Source organism: Cognatiluteimonas weifangensis (assembly GCF_003416885.1).
Lineage (GTDB): Bacteria > Pseudomonadota > Gammaproteobacteria > Xanthomonadales > Xanthomonadaceae > Cognatiluteimonas > Cognatiluteimonas weifangensis.
The window spans coordinates 334,963-352,289 of sequence record NZ_QVPD01000001.1; the positions used below are offsets into that span (position 1 = coordinate 334,963).

The 17,327-nt window shown below is 71.3% G+C and carries 14 protein-coding genes; 9 read left to right on the top strand and 5 right to left on the bottom strand.

What is annotated here, in order from left to right:
• Positions 1 to 65 precede the first annotated feature (65 nt).
• From D0Y53_RS01535 to D0Y53_RS01545, 3 genes are read right to left on the bottom strand one after another with little or no spacing between them, the layout of a single operon-like run.
• A complete protein-coding gene (locus tag D0Y53_RS01535; protein ID WP_147318973.1) occupies positions 66 to 587 on the bottom strand; it encodes a hypothetical protein in 522 nt (173 codons plus the stop codon).
• Positions 584 to 1,015 (bottom strand): NfeD family protein, encoded by a 432-nt coding sequence (locus D0Y53_RS01540; RefSeq protein ID WP_117201344.1) that lies wholly within the window; start codon positions 1,013 to 1,015, stop codon positions 584 to 586. The genes D0Y53_RS01535 and D0Y53_RS01540 overlap by 4 nt, the downstream gene beginning before the upstream one ends.
• A 3-nt stretch (positions 1,016 to 1,018) precedes the next feature.
• Entirely contained in the window at positions 1,019 to 1,978 is a 960-nt protein-coding gene (locus tag D0Y53_RS01545) for an SPFH domain-containing protein (protein WP_117201345.1), read from the bottom strand.
• Positions 1,979 to 2,110: 132 nt separating this feature from the next.
• On the opposite strand from D0Y53_RS01545, the gene D0Y53_RS01550 reads away from it, so the two are divergent.
• From D0Y53_RS01550 to D0Y53_RS01565, 4 genes are read left to right on the top strand one after another with little or no spacing between them, the layout of a single operon-like run.
• Complete coding sequence (locus tag D0Y53_RS01550; RefSeq protein WP_117201346.1) at positions 2,111 to 2,692, top strand: RNA polymerase sigma factor; 582 nt, start codon at positions 2,111 to 2,113, stop codon at positions 2,690 to 2,692.
• Positions 2,685 to 3,521: a hypothetical protein gene (locus D0Y53_RS01555; RefSeq protein WP_117201347.1), complete on the top strand. Its 837-nt coding sequence runs from the start codon at positions 2,685 to 2,687 to the stop codon at positions 3,519 to 3,521. Before D0Y53_RS01550 ends, D0Y53_RS01555 begins: the two co-directional genes overlap by 8 nt.
• A 40-nt stretch (positions 3,522 to 3,561) precedes the next feature.
• Positions 3,562 to 4,743: a PDZ domain-containing protein gene (locus D0Y53_RS01560; RefSeq protein ID WP_117201348.1), complete on the top strand. Its 1,182-nt coding sequence runs from the start codon at positions 3,562 to 3,564 to the stop codon at positions 4,741 to 4,743.
• Positions 4,744 to 4,778: 35 nt separating this feature from the next.
• On the top strand, positions 4,779 to 5,753 hold the full coding sequence (locus D0Y53_RS01565) for a potassium channel beta subunit family protein (protein ID WP_117201349.1): 975 nt from the start codon (positions 4,779 to 4,781) through the stop codon (positions 5,751 to 5,753).
• A gap of 445 nt (positions 5,754 to 6,198) precedes the next feature.
• Here the strand turns inward: D0Y53_RS01565 and sucD are convergent, their stop codons facing one another.
• Together sucD and sucC are read right to left on the bottom strand one after the other, a co-directional pair.
• On the bottom strand, positions 6,199 to 7,071 hold the full coding sequence (gene sucD / locus D0Y53_RS01570; protein WP_117201350.1) for a succinate--CoA ligase subunit alpha: 873 nt from the start codon (positions 7,069 to 7,071) through the stop codon (positions 6,199 to 6,201).
• Positions 7,072 to 7,235: 164 nt separating this feature from the next.
• Positions 7,236 to 8,405 (bottom strand): ADP-forming succinate--CoA ligase subunit beta, encoded by a 1,170-nt coding sequence (gene sucC, locus D0Y53_RS01575; RefSeq protein WP_117201351.1) that lies wholly within the window; start codon positions 8,403 to 8,405, stop codon positions 7,236 to 7,238.
• 418 nt (positions 8,406 to 8,823) lie between these two features.
• Here sucC and D0Y53_RS01580 point away from each other — a divergent pair, with 418 nt between their 5' ends.
• The 5 genes from D0Y53_RS01580 (at position 8,824) to D0Y53_RS01600 (ending at position 17,312) form a co-directional block, all read left to right on the top strand.
• Positions 8,824 to 10,437, top strand: a complete 1,614-nt coding sequence (locus D0Y53_RS01580) for a sensor histidine kinase (RefSeq protein ID WP_117201352.1) — start codon at positions 8,824 to 8,826, stop codon at positions 10,435 to 10,437.
• A gap of 378 nt (positions 10,438 to 10,815) precedes the next feature.
• Complete coding sequence (locus D0Y53_RS01585; protein ID WP_117201353.1) at positions 10,816 to 12,261, top strand: sigma-54-dependent transcriptional regulator; 1,446 nt, start codon at positions 10,816 to 10,818, stop codon at positions 12,259 to 12,261.
• A gap of 22 nt (positions 12,262 to 12,283) precedes the next feature.
• The gene (gene tfpZ / locus D0Y53_RS01590) at positions 12,284 to 14,497 is read left to right on the top strand and encodes a TfpX/TfpZ family type IV pilin accessory protein (protein WP_117201354.1); all 2,214 of its coding nucleotides are present in this window, start codon (positions 12,284 to 12,286) and stop codon (positions 14,495 to 14,497) included.
• Between the two features lie 207 nt (positions 14,498 to 14,704).
• Complete coding sequence (locus tag D0Y53_RS01595; protein ID WP_325048055.1) at positions 14,705 to 15,178, top strand: pilin; 474 nt, start codon at positions 14,705 to 14,707, stop codon at positions 15,176 to 15,178.
• Positions 15,179 to 15,284: 106 nt separating this feature from the next.
• Positions 15,285 to 17,312, top strand: a complete 2,028-nt coding sequence (locus D0Y53_RS01600; RefSeq protein WP_117201355.1) for a tetratricopeptide repeat protein — start codon at positions 15,285 to 15,287, stop codon at positions 17,310 to 17,312.
• Positions 17,313 to 17,327: the final 15 nt, after the last annotated feature.

The following is a 17,327-nucleotide window of genomic DNA, read 5'->3' on the forward strand; positions in this document are numbered from 1 at the left end:
GCGTGGTTGCACGGCGCGGAACCGCCTGGGGGGCACTTCCCGGGAGACGACGGCCGCTGCGCCGGTCAGCCGTCGTAGCCGAAACCTTCGTTGCGGCAGCGGACATCGGCGGCCGCGACCGGCTGCAGCTGCCCGGCCGCGATGTCGAAGCGCCACGCCCGCAGCGGCGCCCACCACGCGCGTTCCGTCGGCCGCACCAGCGCCACCAGCGCCGCGTCGTCGCGGCCCCGGAGTCGGCAGGTGGCCGTGGCGACCTCGACGCCGCGATCGTCGAGTTCGCCCGGCTCCAGCGCGTCGGCGATGCGCCACAGCGGCTGCTTGCCGAAATGCGGGGCCTGGGTCAACGCCAGGATCGTGCGCAGCCCGCTTTGCGGATCGTGGAGCACGGCGATGGCGTGGTCGCAGAGCGCCGCCGGCGCGGCCGCGGGATCGCCGATGCAGCTGCCCGCGGTTTCGACCACGCCATCCGGATACGGCGGCACGATCTTGCCGACCCAGCCCCGGCCGCCGTCGCCGGCCAGCGCGGCGGGCAGCACCGCCCACGCGCACAGGCATGCCCACCACGGCCACACCCGGGCCTGGATCACGCCGGCTCCACCAGCAGGTGCATGCCCTCGGCGCCGACGATCCGCACCGGGACCCCGGCCGGCAACTCCGGCCCGCTGACGTCCCAGTAGGCGTCGGCGATCTGCACCCGACCGCGGCCGTTGACGATCGCGGTGTGCAGCGGCACCACCTGCCCGACCAGCGCGGCGGTGCGGCGGTTCAGCGCCGGCCGGTCGCTCTGCGGCTCGCGCCCGCGGAACCAGCGCCGGTACACCTGGATCGAGACGAAGCTCAGCACCACGAACGCGGCGACCTGCGCCAGCAGCGGGATCCCCGGCAGCACCCACACCGCGAGGAACACCGCGGTCGCGGCGAAGCCCAGCCACAGCATGAACGCACCCGGCGCCAGGGTTTCGGCGGCGAACAGGATCAGCGCCAGCGCCGCCCAGGCGAACACGTCCCAGCGCATGGTTCAGCCCCCCGCACGCGGCGCCGCCGCCGTGCCGGCCGCGCGACCGGACTGCTGCAGCAGCGACTCCTTGGCCAGCTCGGCGATGCCGCCGAGCGAGCCGATCACGCCCGCCGATTCCATCGGCATCATCACGAACTTCTGGTTCGGCGCCTCGGCCAGCGCCTTGAACGCCTCGATGTACTTCTGCGCGACGAAGTAGTTGATCGCCTGCACGTTGCCGCCGGCGATCGCGTCGGAGACGAACTGGGTGGCCTTGGCCTCGGCCTCGGCCAGGCGCTCACGCGCCTCGGCCTGGCGGAACGCGGCTTCCTTGTCGCCCTCGGCTTCCAGGATCGTCGACTGCTTCTCGCCCTCGGCCTTGAGGATCGCCGCCTGGCGGAAGCCCTCGGCCTCGAGGATGTTGGCGCGCTTCTCGCGCTCGGCCTTCATCTGCCGCGCCATCGCCTCCACCAGGTCGCGCGGCGGGGCGATGTCCTTCAATTCGATGCGGTTGACCTTGATGCCCCACGGGTGCGTCGCCTGGTCCACCGCCACCAGCACCTTGGCGTTGATCTCGTCGCGCTTGGACAGCGACTCGTCCAGGTCCATCGAGCCGATCGCGGTGCGGATGTTGGTCATCACCAGGTTGAGGATCGCGATCTCCAGGGTGGCGACTTCATAGGCCGCCTTGGCCGCGTCCAGCACCTGGAAGAAGACGATGCCGTCGACCTTGACCACCGCGTTGTCCTTGGTGATGACGTCCTGCGACGGCACCTCCAGCACCTGTTCCATCATGTTCACCTTGCGGCCGATCCCGTACACGATCGGGATCAGGAAATGCAGGCCGGGGCTCAGGGTCTCGGTGTAACGGCCGAAGCGCTCCACCGTCCATTCCCAGCCCTGCGGCACCATGCGCACGGTCTTGAACAGGGTGATGACGCCTGCGACCAGCAGGACCATGGCGAGCAGCGATACGGACATCCGGATTCCCCTTCCTCGAAAGCGCATTGGGCGCCTCCAGATCATAGCCCGGGCCACCGCCGCGGGCGCGGCGACGGCTGCGCGCGGCGGCCGCTGCGACCCTTTCGCCCCCTGGCGCATCCTTCCCCTGGAATGCCCGCCACCGCCCCGCCCGCCTCGGCCTTTGCCATCGACGTGCCCGCCGCCCTGCTCGCCCGGGCGCGGTCCGGCGAGCGGGCGGCGTTCGAGCAGCTTTACCGCCGGTTCGAGCGCCCGGTCTTCACCCTGGCGCTGCGGTTGTGCGGCGACCGCGAAGAGGCGGCCGACGTGCTGCAGGACACCATGCTCAAACTGCTCGACCGGATCGGCGACTACCGCGCCGTCGACGGCGCGCCGTTCTGGAGCTGGCTGCGTCAGGTGGCGGTGAACGAGGCGCTGATGCGCCTGCGCCGCGGCAGGACCGCCGGTCCGCCCCGGGAATTGCCCGGCGAGGACGACCTGCCCGACGATCTGGCGCCGCCGCCCGTGGCCGCCGCCGAGGCCGCCGCGCTGCAACGCGCCCTGGCGGCGCTGCCGGCGACGACCCGCAGCGTGCTGTGGCTGTACCACGCCGAGGGTTACACCCACGAAGAGATCGCCGCGCTGATGGAGCGCACGGTGAGCTTTTCCAAATCGCAACTGGCGCGCGGCGGCCGCAGGCTGCGCGCACTGCTGGAGGAATCCGTCCATGCCTGACGCCCAAGATCCGCGCGGGCGCGGCCCGGCCGACTGGGGCGCCGCGTTCGCCGCCCTGCCGCAGGAGACGCCGCCGGCCGCTGCGTGGTCGCGCATCGCCGCGCGACTCGATACGCGCGACACGGACGCGACGCCGCCGGCCACCGCGACCGCACCCGCCGGCATGCCGCCGGTCGCGACCGCCACCCGCCATCGCGGCCGCAGGCGCCCTGCGCGTGCCGTCGGCTGGCTCGGTGCCGCCGCCGCTGCCCTGGCACTGGTCATCGCGTGGCCGCGGCACGACGCCGCACCCGTCGCCCCACCGCCCGGCTCCACCGCGCCCGTCGTCGCCAGCGCGGCGCGCCCGGCGTTGCCGGCCTCGGCAATCGCATCGAAACCCCCGGCAATCTCCGCAGCAGGATCCGCCGCCGCCGCCGCGGTCGCCGCCGGGAGCCGCAAGCCGGATGCCGACGCGGCTGCCATCGCGTTGCCGGAGGCCGTCGAAGCCGCCCGCAAGCCGCGCTACGCGGCGCACACCACGCCCGCGCCGGACGCCGCGCAGCCGCTCGACGCGCTGTACGTCGAGTCGGCCCGCCTGGAAGCGCTGCTCGCGCTGGCCCGCGACGACCGCGTCGCCAGCGCCGGCGCGGCCCTGCTCTCGGCCGAACTCGACGCACAGGTCGCCGACATCGACGCCCGCCTCGCCCGGCCCGGGCTCGACGCCGCGCAACGCGCCGCGCTGTGGCAGGCGCGCGTGGACGCGCTGCGCCAGGCCGCCGGGTTCGAAAGCACCCAGCGCATCCTCGCCGCGCAGGGCGACGGCGGCGCGCTGCTGGTGAGCGTGGATTGACCTGCCGCACACCCATCCCGACACGACCAGGAGAGAACGCATGACACTGTCCCCCACCCGCGCGGCACTGTGGCTCGCCGTCGCTGTCGCGCTCGCCCTGCCCGCGGCCGCCCAGGAATGGAGCGCCGCCCCGGAAACCAGGGCGCCGACCGCCGCGCAGCAGAAGGAACTCGATGCCGCACGCGCACAGCTCGACGCCGCCGCCAAGCGCTACGCCGAGCTGGTCCGCGCGTACGGCGGAGACGAGCCGGCCCGCTGGACGATCGAACAGCGCCTGCTGCGCAAACCGGTGATCGGCGTGGTGCTCGCGCCCGACGCCCAGGCCGGCGTGCGCATCGCCGGCGTCACCCCCGGCAGCGCAGCCGACGCGGCCGGCGTGAAAAGCGGCGACCGCATCGTCGCCATCGACGGCAAGGCGCTCGCCGGCACCAGCGCCCCGGCGCGCGTGGAAGCCGCACGCGCCGCCATCGGCAGACACGACGTCGCATCCAAGGTGCAACTGCGCCTCTGGCGCGATGGCCGCGAACAGACGGTCGCGGTGGCGCCGCGCGCAGGCGACCGGCTGATGTTCATCGGCCCTGAGGGCGAGATCGAACTGCGGCAAGCGCGCGTCGCGGCCGAGCATGCGCGCGCGCTGGCGAGCGAAGCCCTGCCGGCCGCGCGGCGCGCCGCGAGCGAGGCGCGCGCCGCCGCCGAGGCCGCGCGTGTCGCCGCGATCGCGCCGGAAGTACGGCGCGAGATCATCCGCCTCGCACCGGGCAGCGATTGCCGGGGCGACGACTGCAAGTTCCCGGTGATCATGGAGGCGATGCGCTGGAACGGCCTCAACCTGGCCTCGGTCGACGCCGGTCTCGGCCGGTATTTCGGCACCGACAAGGGCGTGCTGGTGCTCAGCACCGGCCCGGTGCTGGACGGGCTGCAGCCCGGCGACGTGATCCGCAGCGTCGACGGCCAGCCGGTCGGCTCGCCGCGCGAGGTGATGGAGGCGCTGCGCGGCCGCGATACCGGCAGCAAGGTCGCCATCGGCTACCTGCGCGACCGCAAGGCCGGCAGCGTGCAGGTCGCCGTGCCGGAACCGATGCAGTTCAGGATTCCCGCGCCGCCCGCACCGCCTGCGCCGCCCGCACCGCCTGCGCCTCCTGCGCCGCCGGCAGCACCCACGTCCGCGCCGTCTGCACCTCCCGTACCTCCCGCGCCGCTGCTGCCTCCGCCGATCGACTGACGGTAGGATGGGGGCTCCGCAGCACGGAGCCCCCCATGCAATACCGCCGCCTCGGATCCTCCGGCCTGCAGCTTTCCGCGCTGTCCTTCGGCGCCTGGGTCACCTTCGGCAACAAGGTCGGGCGCGGCGCGGCGCGCGAGATGATCGCCGCGGCCTGGGACCACGGCGTCAACTTCTTCGACAACGCCGAGGCCTACGCCAACGGCGAGGCCGAGCGGGTGATGGGCGACGCGATCGCCGACCTGCGCCTGCCGCGCGACGGTTTCTGCGTCTCCAGCAAGGTGTTCTTCGGCGCCGTCCGCGAACCGCGGCCGACCCAGAAAGGCCTGTCGCGCAAGCACGTGGTCGACGCCTGCCACGACGCGCTGCGGCGCCTGCGGGTGGACTACCTGGACCTGTACTTCTGCCACCGCCCCGACCCGGACACGCCGATCGAGGAGACGGTGCGCGCGATGGACGGCCTGGTGCAGCAGGGCAAGGTGCTGTACTGGGGCACGTCCGAGTGGTCGGCGGCGCAGATCCGCGAGGCGCACAAGATCGCGCGCCTGCGCAACCTGCAACCGCCGACGATGGAGCAGCCGCAGTACAACCTGCTGCACCGCGAACGGGTGGAACTGGAGTACGCGCCGCTGTACGCCGAATTCGGCATGGGCACCACGGTGTGGTCGCCGCTGGCCTCGGGCCTGCTCACCGGCAAGTACAACAACGGCGTGCGCAGCGAGGGCCGCCTGGCGCAGGACGGCTACGGCTGGCTGCAGCGGATGGTGATCGGCGAGTCGAAGGAGCGGCGGATCGAGCGCGCGCGCAAGTTCACCGCGCTGGCGCGCGAGCTCGGACTGGCGCCGGCGCCACTGGCGATCGCCTGGTGCCTGCGCAACCCGCACGTGTCGACGGTGATGCTGGGCGCCTCGCGCGCCGAGCAGCTGGCGGAAAACCTCGAGGCGCTCGCGGTGCTGGAGCGCCTGGACGATGCCGCGTGGAAGCGGCTGGAGGCGGCAACGGCCGCCTGAAGGGCGCCCTTCCTCCGCCGCGTCGGCAGGTTCGGCCGCACGCGACACGGCAGGGTGGGAGTGCGGCGGGCACGGGCCATACGCCGCCGCGTGCACGACTGCCGCTTCGCCGGCCCCTCATCCGCCTTCGGCACCTTCTCCCCGCACGCGGGGAAAAGGAACGGCATTGCCCTCGCCCCGCTTGCGGGGAGAGGGACAGGTTCGCGTAGCGAACCAGGGTGAGGGGTGCGGCTTTTATCGGCCCGGCCAGCGCATCGTGCCGGTGGGCGCGATGTTCCGCCGGCCCCTCATCCGCCTTCGGCACCTTCTCCCCGCACGCGGGGAGAAGGCACGGCGTGCCGCTTGTCTTGTCACCTAATCCTGCGAGCCGCCGGAGGAGAGGCGGATTTCCCTTCGCCCCGCGCAGCGGGGAGAAGGTGGCGCGCAGCGCCGGATGAGGGGCGGCTTACCCCAGGCGCTTGGCGATCGCCGCGCCGAGGTCGCCCGGCGACTTGACCGTGGTGACGCCGGCCTTTTCCATCGCCGCGAACTTGCCGGCGGCGGTGCCGGTGCCGCCGGAGGCGATCGCGCCGGCGTGGCCCATGCGCTTGCCCTTGGGCGCCGAGGCGCCGGCGATGAAGCCGACCACCGGCTTGGTCACGTACTCGGCGATGAACTCGGCGGCTTCTTCCTCGGCGCTGCCACCGATCTCGCCGACCATGATGATGCCTTCGGTCTGCGGGTCGTCCTGGAACAGCTTCAGGCAGTCGATGAAGTTCAGGCCGTTGATCGGATCGCCACCGATGCCGATCACCGTCGACTGGCCGAGGCCGGCGTCGGTGGTCTGCTTCACGGCTTCATAGGTCAGCGTGCCCGAGCGCGACACGATCGCGACCTTGCCCGGCTTGTGGATGTGCCCCGGCATGATCCCGATCTTGCACTCGCCCGGGGTGATGATGCCCGGGCAGTTGGGGCCAACCAGGACCACGTCCTCGTAACCCTTCAGCGTGTTCTTGACCCGCAGCATGTCCAGCACCGGGATGCCCTCGGTGATGGCGACGATCACCTTGATGCCGGCGTCGGCCGCTTCCAGGATCGCGTCGGCCGCGTACGGCGGCGGCACGTAGATGACGGAGGCATCGGCGCCGGTCTCGGCGACCGCGTCGGCGACGGTGTCGAACACCGGCAGGCCCAGGTGCTCGCTGCCGCCCTTGCCCGGGGTGACGCCGCCGACGACCTTGGTGCCGTAGTCGAGCATCTGCTCGGCGTGGAAGGTGCCCTGGGTGCCGGTGAAGCCCTGGACGATGACCTTGGTGTTCTTGTTGACCAAAACGGACATTCTTGGAATCCCTTTGAGTGTGCGTGCCCGTGGCTTCGGACACGTCGGACAAGGCTTGAAGCGCCTTGTCCGTCAGGAGTTGCTTCCACATCCCCCACCTTGCCGCTTCGCGGCAAGGTCGCCCCCTCGACTCAAGGGGGCTGGAAGCGGGAACAAACGCATGGTCAGGCGGCCTGCTTGACGGCTTCCACCGCCTTCCTGGCGCCGTCGTTGATGTCGTCGGCGGGGATGATCGCCAGGCCGGACTCGCGCAGCAGGGCCTTGCCGGCCTCCACGTTGGTGCCCGCCAGGCGCACTACCACCGGCACCTGCACGCCCACTTCCTTGACCGCGGCGATGATGCCCTCGGCGATCATGTCGCAGCGGACGATGCCGCCGAAGATGTTGACGAAGATCGCCTTCACCTTGTCGCTGGACAGGATCAGCTTGAAGGCCTCGGTGACGCGCTCCTTGTTGGCGCCGCCGCCGACGTCGAGGAAGTTGGCCGGCTCGCCGCCCGCCAGCTTGATCACGTCCATGGTCGCCATCGCCAGGCCGGCGCCGTTGACCATGCAGCCGATGTTGCCGTCCATGGTCACGTAGTTGAGGTCGTACTGGCTGGCGCGCACCTCGGTCTCGTCCTCCTGGCGGATGTCGCGCATCGCGGCCAGGTCGGGGTGGCGGAAGGTGGCGTTGTCGTCGGAGTTGACCTTGCCGTCGAGCACCGCGAGGTCGCCGTTCTTCAGGATCGCCAGCGGGTTGAGTTCCACCAGCGCCAGGTCCTTGTCGTTGAACAGCTTGAACAGGCCCAGCATGATCCTGGTGAGCTGGCCGACCTGCTTGGCGTTCAGCCCCAGGCCGAAGCCCATCTCGCGGCACTGGTAGGGCTGCAGGCCCTGGACGTAGTTGACGTGCAGGGTCTTGATCGCGTCGGGGTTGTCGACCGCGGTCTTCTCGATCTCCACGCCGCCCTCGCTGGAGGCGATGAAGGTGACCGCCTTGCTGGAGCGGTCCACCAGCACCGACAGGTACAGCTCCTTGGCGATGTCGGTGGCCTGGGTCACCAGCACGCTGTCGATCGGCAGCGCCACGCCGGCGGACTGGTAGGTCTCCATCCTGGTGCCGAGCATGCCCTTGGCGTACTCGCGCACCTGGTCCAGGGTCTTGGCCAGCTTGACGCCACCGGCCTTGCCGCGGCCGCCGGCGTGGATCTGCGCCTTGACCACCCAGAAATCGCCGCCGATGGCCTTGGCCGCATCGACCGCCTCTTCGGGGGTGCGCGCCACGCGCCCGGGGGGAACCGCGATGCCGTAGTCGGCGAACAGCTGCTTGGCCTGATATTCGTGGAAGTTCATCGATCGTCCAGCGGGAATAAGGGGACGCCCGCGGGCAATGTCCGGGGGGCGGTCGCGGGGACCGGCCGGCAGTGGAAGCGCGAGCGGAACCGCCATTGTCGCGCAAGCGCCGGCCCCGGGCAAAACCGGGGCCGGATCCCTGCGCCACCACGCGGCCTCCCACGACCCCCGTTCGCCCTGAGCGTAGCGAAGCGGAGTCGAAGGGCTCTGGCCGCTTGCGTCACGCTGTCCGGCCCTTCGACTCCGGCCCTTCGGGCCTACGCTCAGGGCGAATGGAATACGAGCACGCTTCCAGTCCCGGTCCCGGTTCCGGCGGCCTACGCTCAGAGCAAACGGGAGCCCGGTGCGCCTGGCGTAATCGCCCTGCACCGGCCGCCTATACTCGCGACGACACCGCCCAGGCCCGGACACCCGCCCCTTGCCGCCCAGCCCCGCCACCGCGCGCCGGACCGATACGCTCGCCCTCGCCGACGCCCAGCGCCGCGACCTGTATTTCTTCAGCCTGTACCGCGTGTTCGAGGCGGCACTGCTGGCGCTGGTGCTGTTCAGCCCGGCCGGGGCGCTGATCGGCGAGCCGCGGCACCCGCTGCTGGGCAAGGCCACCACCCTGGTCTACCTGGTCGCCGCGGCCGCGCTGCTGTACTGGGCGCAGCGCCGGCGCGCGCTGCGCGGGCAGGTGCTGGTCGGGACCACGCTCGACATCCTCGCCGCCTCCCTGGCGATCCACTCGCTGCCGCTGGCCGCGCCCGGCATCGCGCTGATGCTGCTGTTCAACGTCGGCGCCGCGGCGCTGATCCTGCCGCTGCGCTACGGCCTGGGCGCCGGCGCCCTGGCCGGCGTGGGCGTGCTGGCCGAGTTCGTCTGGAGCACCCTGTTCGATGCCGACACCGGCCGTCCGCTGGCCGAACGCGTGATGTTCGCGGTCAGCTACCTGTCGATCGCGATGCTGACCTACCTGCTGGGCCGGCAGATGCGCGAAAGCCAGGCGCTGGCCGCGCGCCGCGGCGCCGAGGTCGCCGACCTGGCCGCGATCAACGAGCTGATCATCCGCCGCATGCGCACCGGCGTGCTGCTGGTCGACGGCGAGGGCCGCATCCGCCTGGCCAACGAGGCCGCGCTGCTGCTGCTGGGCGAGAGCGAGGGCGAGCGCGACCTGACCCGGGTCGCGCCCGACCTGGCGCGCCGTCTGCGCACCTGGCTGCGCGACGGCAAGCCCGACGACACCCCGCTGCGTTTCGGCAGCGAGCAGATCGAGGTGCTGCCGCGCTTCGCCCGGCTGCTGGCGCAGGGCGACACCGCGCTGGTGTTCCTGGACGACACCTCGCTGGTCTCGCGCCGCGCCGAGTCGATGACCCTGGCCACGCTCGGCCGCTTCTCCGCCAGCCTCGCCCACGAGATCCGCAATCCGCTGGCGGCGATCAGCTACGCCACCCAGCTGCTGGAGGAATCGGACGACATCAACGCCGCCGACCGCCGCCTGCTGCAGATCATCCACCAGCAGTGCCTGCGCACCAACGGCATCGTCGAGAGCGTGCTCGGGCTGGCCCGACGCGAGCGCGCCAGCGCCGAGCACGTCGACCTGGCGGCGTTCGCGCGGCGCTTCGTCGACGATTACCGGCAGACCTTGCCGCCGGAATCGGGCAGCGTGCAGGTCGGCGGCGAGCCGACGCCGGTGGCGGCGATGGTGGACCCGCGCCACCTGCAGCAGGTGCTGACCGTGCTGGTACAAAACGCCCTCACCTACGGCCACCTGCCGACCGAACCGGCACGGGTGACACTGGCCGTGCACGCGAGCACCGGCGCCCCGACGATCGACGTCCTCGACCGCGGCCCGGGCATCCCCGAGGGCGCCCGCGGCAGCCTGTTCCGTCCGTTCTTCACCACCTCCGAGCACGGCACCGGTCTGGGCCTGTACATCGCCCGCGAGCTGTGCCGCGCCAACGAAGCGACCCTGGACTACGTCTCCGTGGCCGGCGGCGGCAGCTGCTTCCGCATCACCCTGCCGGGCCCGCACACCCTGCTGCCGGCATAACCACCGGCGCACGGCCCCGCCGTGAGCCGCCGTTCCCTTCTCCCCGTGAGCCGCTCCCCCTTCTCCCCGCAAGCCGCTTCCCCTTCTCCCCGTGAGCCAGCGTCTCCTTCTCCCCGCCTGCGGGGAGAAGGTGCCCGCAGGGCGGATGAGGGGCCGGCGAAGCGACTGCACCAACCCGCGCGACGCACCAACCGCGCCGGCAAAAGCCGCACCCCTCACCCTGGTTCGCTCCGCGAACCTGTCCCTCTCCCCGCAAGCGGGGGCGAGGGGCGCCGCAAGCGGGGCGAGGAGGAGCCGCCTGCGGGGCGCGGGGCAGACCGCCGCCCCGCCCGGAAGTCATACTTGGCCCCTGTGCCGCGCATCCGCTAAGGTGCGCGCATGAGCGAAATCCGCGGCGCCACCCAAAGCGCACTGATCGTCGACGACGAGCAGGACATCCGCGAACTGCTGGTGCTCACCCTGGGCCGCATGGGCCTGCGCACCGACACCGCCGCCACCCTCGCCGCCGCGCGCGCGCAGCTGGCCCAGGGCGGCAGCTACGACCTGTGCCTGACCGACATGCGCCTGCCCGACGGCTCCGGCCTCGAACTGGTCGCCGAGATCAGCGCCCGTCACCCCGAAATCCCCACCGCGGTAGTCACTGCCTACGGCAACGTCGAGGCCGCGGTCGAGGCGCTCAAGGCCGGCGCCTTCGACTTCGTCAACAAGCCGGTGGACATCAACGTCCTGCGCGGCCTGGTCAAGCACGCGCTGGACCTGGGCCTGCGCCGACGCGAGGAGGCCGACCGCAACCACCACGAAGTCGGCCTCGGCCGCCTGCGTGGCGACTCCCCGGCGATGCAGGCGCTGCGCGCCACCGTCGCCAAGGTCGCGCGCAGCCAGGCGCCGATCGCCATCACCGGCGAGTCCGGCGTGGGCAAGGAGCTGGTCGCCCGCACCATCCATGCCGAAGGCGGCCGCGCCAAGGGCCCGTTCGTGCCGGTCAACTGCGGCGCGATCCCGGCCGAGCTGATGGAAAGCGAATTCTTCGGCCACAAGAAAGGCAGCTTCACCGGCGCCCATGCCGACAAGGCCGGGCTGTTCCAGGCCGCCGACGGCGGCACCCTGTTCCTGGACGAGATCGCCGAGCTGCCGCTGCCGATGCAGGTCAAGCTGCTGCGCGCGATCCAGGAAAAATCGGTGCGCCCGGTCGGCGCCGCGGTCGAGATCCCGGTGGACGTGCGCATCCTCAGCGCCACCCACAAGGACCTGGGCGCGCTGGTCGCCAACGGCACCTTCCGCCACGACCTGTACTACCGCATCAACGTGATCGAGCTGCGGGTACCGCCGCTGCGCGAGCGCCGCCAGGACCTGCCGCAACTGGCCGCCGGGATCCTCGCGCGCCTGGCCCGCGAACAGGGCCGCGCCGCGCCGGCGCTGGGCGACGACGCCCTGGCCGCGCTGCTGGCCTATCCCTTCCCCGGCAACGTGCGCGAACTGGAGAACATCCTCGAGCGCGCCCTGGCCCTGGCCGACGGCGAGCGCATCGACGCCGACGCCCTGCGCCTGCCGACCGCGCCGCCGGCCCCCACGCCGGCCACGACGGCCGCCCCCGCGCACGCCCCGGCACCTGCGGCCGCGCCCTCCGCCCCGCGCGACCCGCGCACCGTCAGCCCCTACGAAAGCGCCACCACCGCCCTGCCCTCCTACATCGAGGAGATCGAGCGCCAGGCCATCGAACAGGCGCTGCAGGAGAACCGCTACAACAAGACCCGCGCCGCCGCCGCGCTGGGCATCACCTTCCGCGCGCTGCGCTACAAGCTGAAGAAGCTCGGGATCGATTGAGCGGAGCGGCGCCTTGACCACGATGTTGTCCGACGCCGCCGGGCGCGCGCATCGCCGCTTCCTGTTCGGACTGGCCCTGCTCACCCTGTTCGCGTGGCTGCTGCGCGAGTATTTCGTGCTGGCCACCGTGGTCGAGGCGCCGATCCGCGGCGACGTGCGCGACTACGTCGCCTACGCATGGAACCTGCTGCACCACGGCGTGTTTTCCAAGGCATGGCCGACGGACACGGCTGCGGTGCCGACGCCGGACGGTTTCCGCGGCCCGGGCTATCCGTTGTTCATCGCCGCGGCGATGGCCTTGAAGTCGCGACCCGACGACTGGTACGCGCTGCTGCTGCACGCGCAGGCGCTGCTCGGCGCGCTCACCGTCACCGGCACCGTGCTGCTGGCGCGGCGCTGGCTTGCCTCGGGCTGGGCACTGCTCGCGGGCGTGTTGCTGGCGCTGTGGCCGCACCACATCGCCGCCACCGGCGCCCTGCTCTCGGAAGTCGTGCTCGGCGCCACGCTGGTGTTCGCGCTGCTGTGCACGGCGCACGCCTTCGATCGGCCCGGCGCCCGCCGCTGGATACTCGCCGCCGGCGCACTGTTCGGCTACGCCTGGCTGGTCAACCCGCTGGTGCTGTTCCTGCCGTTCGCACTGGCGGCACTGCTGTGGCGCGGGCAGCGCGGCCACGCGGCGGCGTGGCTGCTGGCCGTCTTCCTGCTACCGGTGGCGGCCTGGGGCATCCGCGGCAGCACGCTGGCCGACGGCGGCAGCGGCGACCGCGCCAAGGTCAATCTGGTGCAGGGGGCGTGGCCGCAGTACCACGCGGCATGGAACACCAGCAGCCGCAATCCGATCTCGCGCCGGATCATGCAGGCGATCGACCGCGAGGAACGCCTGCTCAAGGCCGACACCGTCGCCGGCCTGCGCGAGATCGGCACCCGCATGGGCGAGGATCCCGGCTACTACGCCCGCTGGTACCTGCTGCAGAAACCGTGGCTGCTGTGGGACTGGGACATTCGCGTCGGCGCCGGCGGCGTGTACTTCCACCGGGTCAGCCACTCGCCGCTGGATACCCATCCGATCCTGCGCGCCAGCACCGGCTTGCTGCACCGGCTCAATCCGCTGCTGTTCGCGCTGTCGCTCATGGCGTCGCTGGCACTGGTCGTCGGTGCCTGGCGCCGCCGCCCCTGGGCGCCGCCGGCCGCCACGATCGCCGCGCTGCTGTTCCTGTACGTCACCGCGATGCATGCGCTGCTGCAGGCCGAGCCGCGCTATTCCATCCCTTATCGCCCGTTCGAACTGCTGCTGGCCACCGGCGCGCTGGCCGCAATCGCGGGAGCGGCGCGCAGGCGCTGGCCTGCACGGATCTCGTCCGCGTCCGCATCCACGGCCGCATCCGCGCCCTCTTCAACCCCAATGTCGGCATCCGACGTGCCTGCGCCCACCGGGATGACGCGCTGGCGCGCAGCCGGCATCCACCTGCTGATCAGCCTGCTGGTGCTGAGCCTGGCCGCGGCGCTGGCAATCGCGCTGTGGTACCCGCCGTCGCTGTTCCATGTCTCCGGCGTGGACCGTTTGCTGCTGCTCCTGGCGGCCATCGACCTCACCGTCGGGCCGCTGCTGACCCTGCTCGTCTACCGCCACGGCAAGCGCGGCATGCGCTTCGACCTCACCGTGATCGCACTGCTGCAGGCCGCGTTCTTCGCCTACGGCGCGCACGTGTTCTTCCAGAGCCGCCCGGTGTTCCTGGTCGGCAATGTCGACCGTTTCGAGCTGGTATTCGCCAACCAGATCGCGCCTGCCGACTGGGCACGCGCGCGGCCACCCTACAACCACCCCGGCTATGGCCGGCCGCGACTGGTCGGCGTCGCGATGCCGACCGAACCGCAGGCGCGCAACGCCTTGCTGTTCGAAGAACTGTCGGGCCACCTGGCGGTGCAGCAACCGCGGCTGTACCGCGATTACGCAGCGGTAGCGCCGCAGCTGCACCGGCGCGCCCACTCGCTGGATGCCGCGTTGCGCAGCAGCCCACTGGCCAAAGCCCGGCTGCAGGCCGCGCTGCGGCGGCTCGACCTGCCGGCCGCGGCGGTCCGCTGGCTGCCGCTGGATTCCAGCCGCGGCAGCGCCGTGCAACTGGTCGCCGCCGCCGACGCCCGGCCGCTGGCCACGGTGGCGCTGGACCCCTGGACGCTGCTGGCGGCCACCGGCCAGCCGGGTCACCCATCGCGAAGCGACGCTCGACGTCACTAATTGACGTTTTTTTGCATGGCGCCCCGGAACCCTCGGTTTGGAACCGTGACTGGGGTCCGATGCCCTTGTCCAGAAGCCAATCCTGGCCTGATTGGCACGCGACCTGCGTATGCTGTCCGTGCACGTGCATCGTTGCACGGCTCCCGACGGACCGGAGCAGCCGGCACGCGGGGCACGTGAAGTTCACCACTCCTAGGGGATACACCCATGAACATGAAGAAGTTGCAGCAAGGCTTCACCCTGATCGAACTGATGATCGTGATCGCGATCCTCGGCATCCTGATGGCCATCGCCATCCCGGCCTACCAGGACTACACCGTCCGCACCAAGGTGTCGGAAGGCATCAACCTGGCCGCCTCGGCCAAGCTGGCGGTTTCGGAAACCTACCAGTCCGAAGGCACTTTGCCCGACAGCAATGGCGAGGCTGGCTTGGCTGCTGACACCGAAATCGTCGGCAACGACGTTGGTTCGGTTTGCGTAGGCACTACTGGCTGCGCCGACGCCGCTTCCGCCGCTGGCATCATCAAGATTCACTACACCAGCTCCGAGGACAAGATCGACGGCGAGAGCCTCGGCCTGTCCCCGGTGACCACCTCGGGCGAAGGTTCGATCACCTGGATCTGCGGCAACCCCGCCGACACCACGGTCGACGCCCGCTTCCGTCCGGGCAGCTGCCGCTGATCCGCAGCAGCGACAAGCGTCATCCGAGGGCCGCGCAAGCGGCCCTCTCTTTTTTATTCGCGCGTCCCGGCTGGCAGGCGCCCGATGGCTGTGACAGTCTGGCGCGATGACGGCCACCACTCGCTCTCCACTGCCGGCGTTCGCCCTGGTCGCGCTGCTGCTGGCACTGACGGCCGCGGCCTACTGGCCGGGGCTGAAAGGCGGGTTTCTGTTCGATGACCGGATCAACCTCGATGCGCTCGGTGATTACGGTGGCGTGCGCAACCTGGACACGCTCCTCTATTTCCTGACATCAGGCGAGGGCGATCCCACCGGACGCCCGGTAGCGCAGCTGAGCTTCCTGCTCGACGCGCGCGATTGGCCGGCCGATCCGTTCCCGTTCAAGCGCAGCAACCTGCTGCTGCACCTGCTCAATGGCGGCCTGCTGTTCTGGCTGCTGCGGCGGCTGGAAGCCTTGTTGCCGCGATCGCAGGAGGGCGGCCAAGGCCGGCAGTCCCCGGTCGCCCTGCTCGGCGCCACGCTGTGGCTGGCGCATCCACTGTGGGTGTCCACCACGCTGTACATCGTGCAGCGGCAGGCGATGCTGGCGGCCACGTTCTGCCTGCTTGGCCTGCTCGCCTGGGATCGCAGTTACCGGCTATGGCGCGACGGCCGCCGTCTGCACGGCTGGGCGTGGGCGGCGGTCGGCGTCGGCGGCGCGACCTTGCTGGCGGGGCTAAGCAAGGCCAACGGCTTCCTGACCCCGTTGCTGACCCTGATGGCCTGGTGGGTGCTGTACCTGCCGCAGACCGCGATGCTGCCGGTGCCGTGCAGGCGGGCGCTGCGTCGCGACGCCTGGCTGCTGCTCGGCCTGCCGTCGCTGGCCTTGCTCGGCTACCTGCTGCTGCAGGTCCCGGCCGCGATCCGGCGCTGTCTGGCGATCCGTGATTTCACCCTGGGCGAACGCCTGCTCAGCCAGCCCCGCGCGCTGATGGAATACCTGGGCCTGCTGGCGGTGCCGCGCGAAGGCAGTGGCGGCGTGTTCAACGACGGCTTCGCGGCATCGCACAGCCTGCTCGACCCCTGGACGACGCTGCCTGCGCTGCTGGCGATCCTCGCCCTAGTCGTGATCGGATTTGCCGTCCGCACGCGCTGGCCGCGGCTGTCGGCGGCGCTGCTGTTCTTCCTCGCCGGGCACCTGGTGGAAAGCGGACCGGTGCCACTGGAGTTGTACTTCGAGCACCGTAACTACCTGCCCGCGTTGTTGCTGTTCTGGCCGCTGGCGCACGCCCTGCTGGCGCCGGGACCAGCACGGCACGCGCGACTGGCCCTGGCAGTGGCGCTACCCGCCATCCTGCTGGGGCTGACCTGGCAGCGAGCCGTGCTCTGGGGCGATCCTCCGCTGCAAGCTATGGTCTGGGCACAACGCAATCCGGATTCCGCGCGCGCGCAGGGTTACGCCGCAAATATCCTCGCCGCACAGGGCCGCACCGCCGAAGCCAGCCAGCTGTTGCAGCGCGCGCAGCGACGTCTGCCCGGGCAGAGCATCATTGCGCTCAACCGCATCGCCCAGGCCTGCGGCGCCAACACACTGTCGGCCGCCGACCTCGAGGCCGCCGAGCAGGCCTTGCGCGCGCAACGCATCTGGAACCAGGGCATGCTCGACTGGCTGGACCAACTCAACCGGGCCGTGCTTGCGGGGCGTTGCCCGGCACTCGGACTGCCTGGCTGGCAGCGATTGATCGATGCCGTAGCCGCCAACCCGGCATTCGCCCGTGCCCCGACCCGGCAACAGGCGCTGTATCGCCTGCAAGGCCGCGCGGCGCTGGCCACGCACGACCCGGAAGCGGCACTGGCCGCATTCAACCGCGGCCTGGACCTGCAACCCAAGCCGCAAGTCGCACTGGCGCAGGCCGCCGACCTGGGCAATGCCGGCTACGAGGCTTGGGCGTTGCGGCACCTGGACCATTACCAAACCCTTGGCGTTCGCTACGGCCCACGCCGGATCCGCTCCATGGCCGATGTGCATCGCTGGTTGCTGGTGCGGACTGGCTACTACAAGGAAGAGCTCGCCAGATTGCGGGCTGAGCTTTGCAAAAACTCTCTCACGGAAGGAACTACAGCCCCCGGCTGCAGCCGACATCCGCAGGAATGAATCCGTTGCCCACAC

Coding starts and splice junctions, on each gene's coding strand:
- D0Y53_RS01565 (WP_117201349.1), top strand. CDS start 4,779: ATGCAATACCGCCGCCTCGGATCCTCCGGCCTGCAGCTTTCCGCGCTG.
- sucC (WP_117201351.1), bottom strand. CDS start 8,405: ATGAACTTCCACGAATATCAGGCCAAGCAGCTGTTCGCCGACTACGGC.
- D0Y53_RS01550 (WP_117201346.1), top strand. CDS start 2,111: ATGCCCGCCACCGCCCCGCCCGCCTCGGCCTTTGCCATCGACGTGCCC.
- D0Y53_RS01600 (WP_117201355.1), top strand. CDS start 15,285: ATGACGGCCACCACTCGCTCTCCACTGCCGGCGTTCGCCCTGGTCGCG.
- D0Y53_RS01595 (WP_325048055.1), top strand. CDS start 14,705: ATGAACATGAAGAAGTTGCAGCAAGGCTTCACCCTGATCGAACTGATG.
- D0Y53_RS01545 (WP_117201345.1), bottom strand. CDS start 1,978: ATGTCCGTATCGCTGCTCGCCATGGTCCTGCTGGTCGCAGGCGTCATC.
- D0Y53_RS01540 (WP_117201344.1), bottom strand. CDS start 1,015: ATGCGCTGGGACGTGTTCGCCTGGGCGGCGCTGGCGCTGATCCTGTTC.
- D0Y53_RS01555 (WP_117201347.1), top strand. CDS start 2,685: ATGCCTGACGCCCAAGATCCGCGCGGGCGCGGCCCGGCCGACTGGGGC.
- sucD (WP_117201350.1), bottom strand. CDS start 7,071: ATGTCCGTTTTGGTCAACAAGAACACCAAGGTCATCGTCCAGGGCTTC.
- tfpZ (WP_117201354.1), top strand. CDS start 12,284: ATGTTGTCCGACGCCGCCGGGCGCGCGCATCGCCGCTTCCTGTTCGGA.
- D0Y53_RS01560 (WP_117201348.1), top strand. CDS start 3,562: ATGACACTGTCCCCCACCCGCGCGGCACTGTGGCTCGCCGTCGCTGTC.
- D0Y53_RS01585 (WP_117201353.1), top strand. CDS start 10,816: ATGAGCGAAATCCGCGGCGCCACCCAAAGCGCACTGATCGTCGACGAC.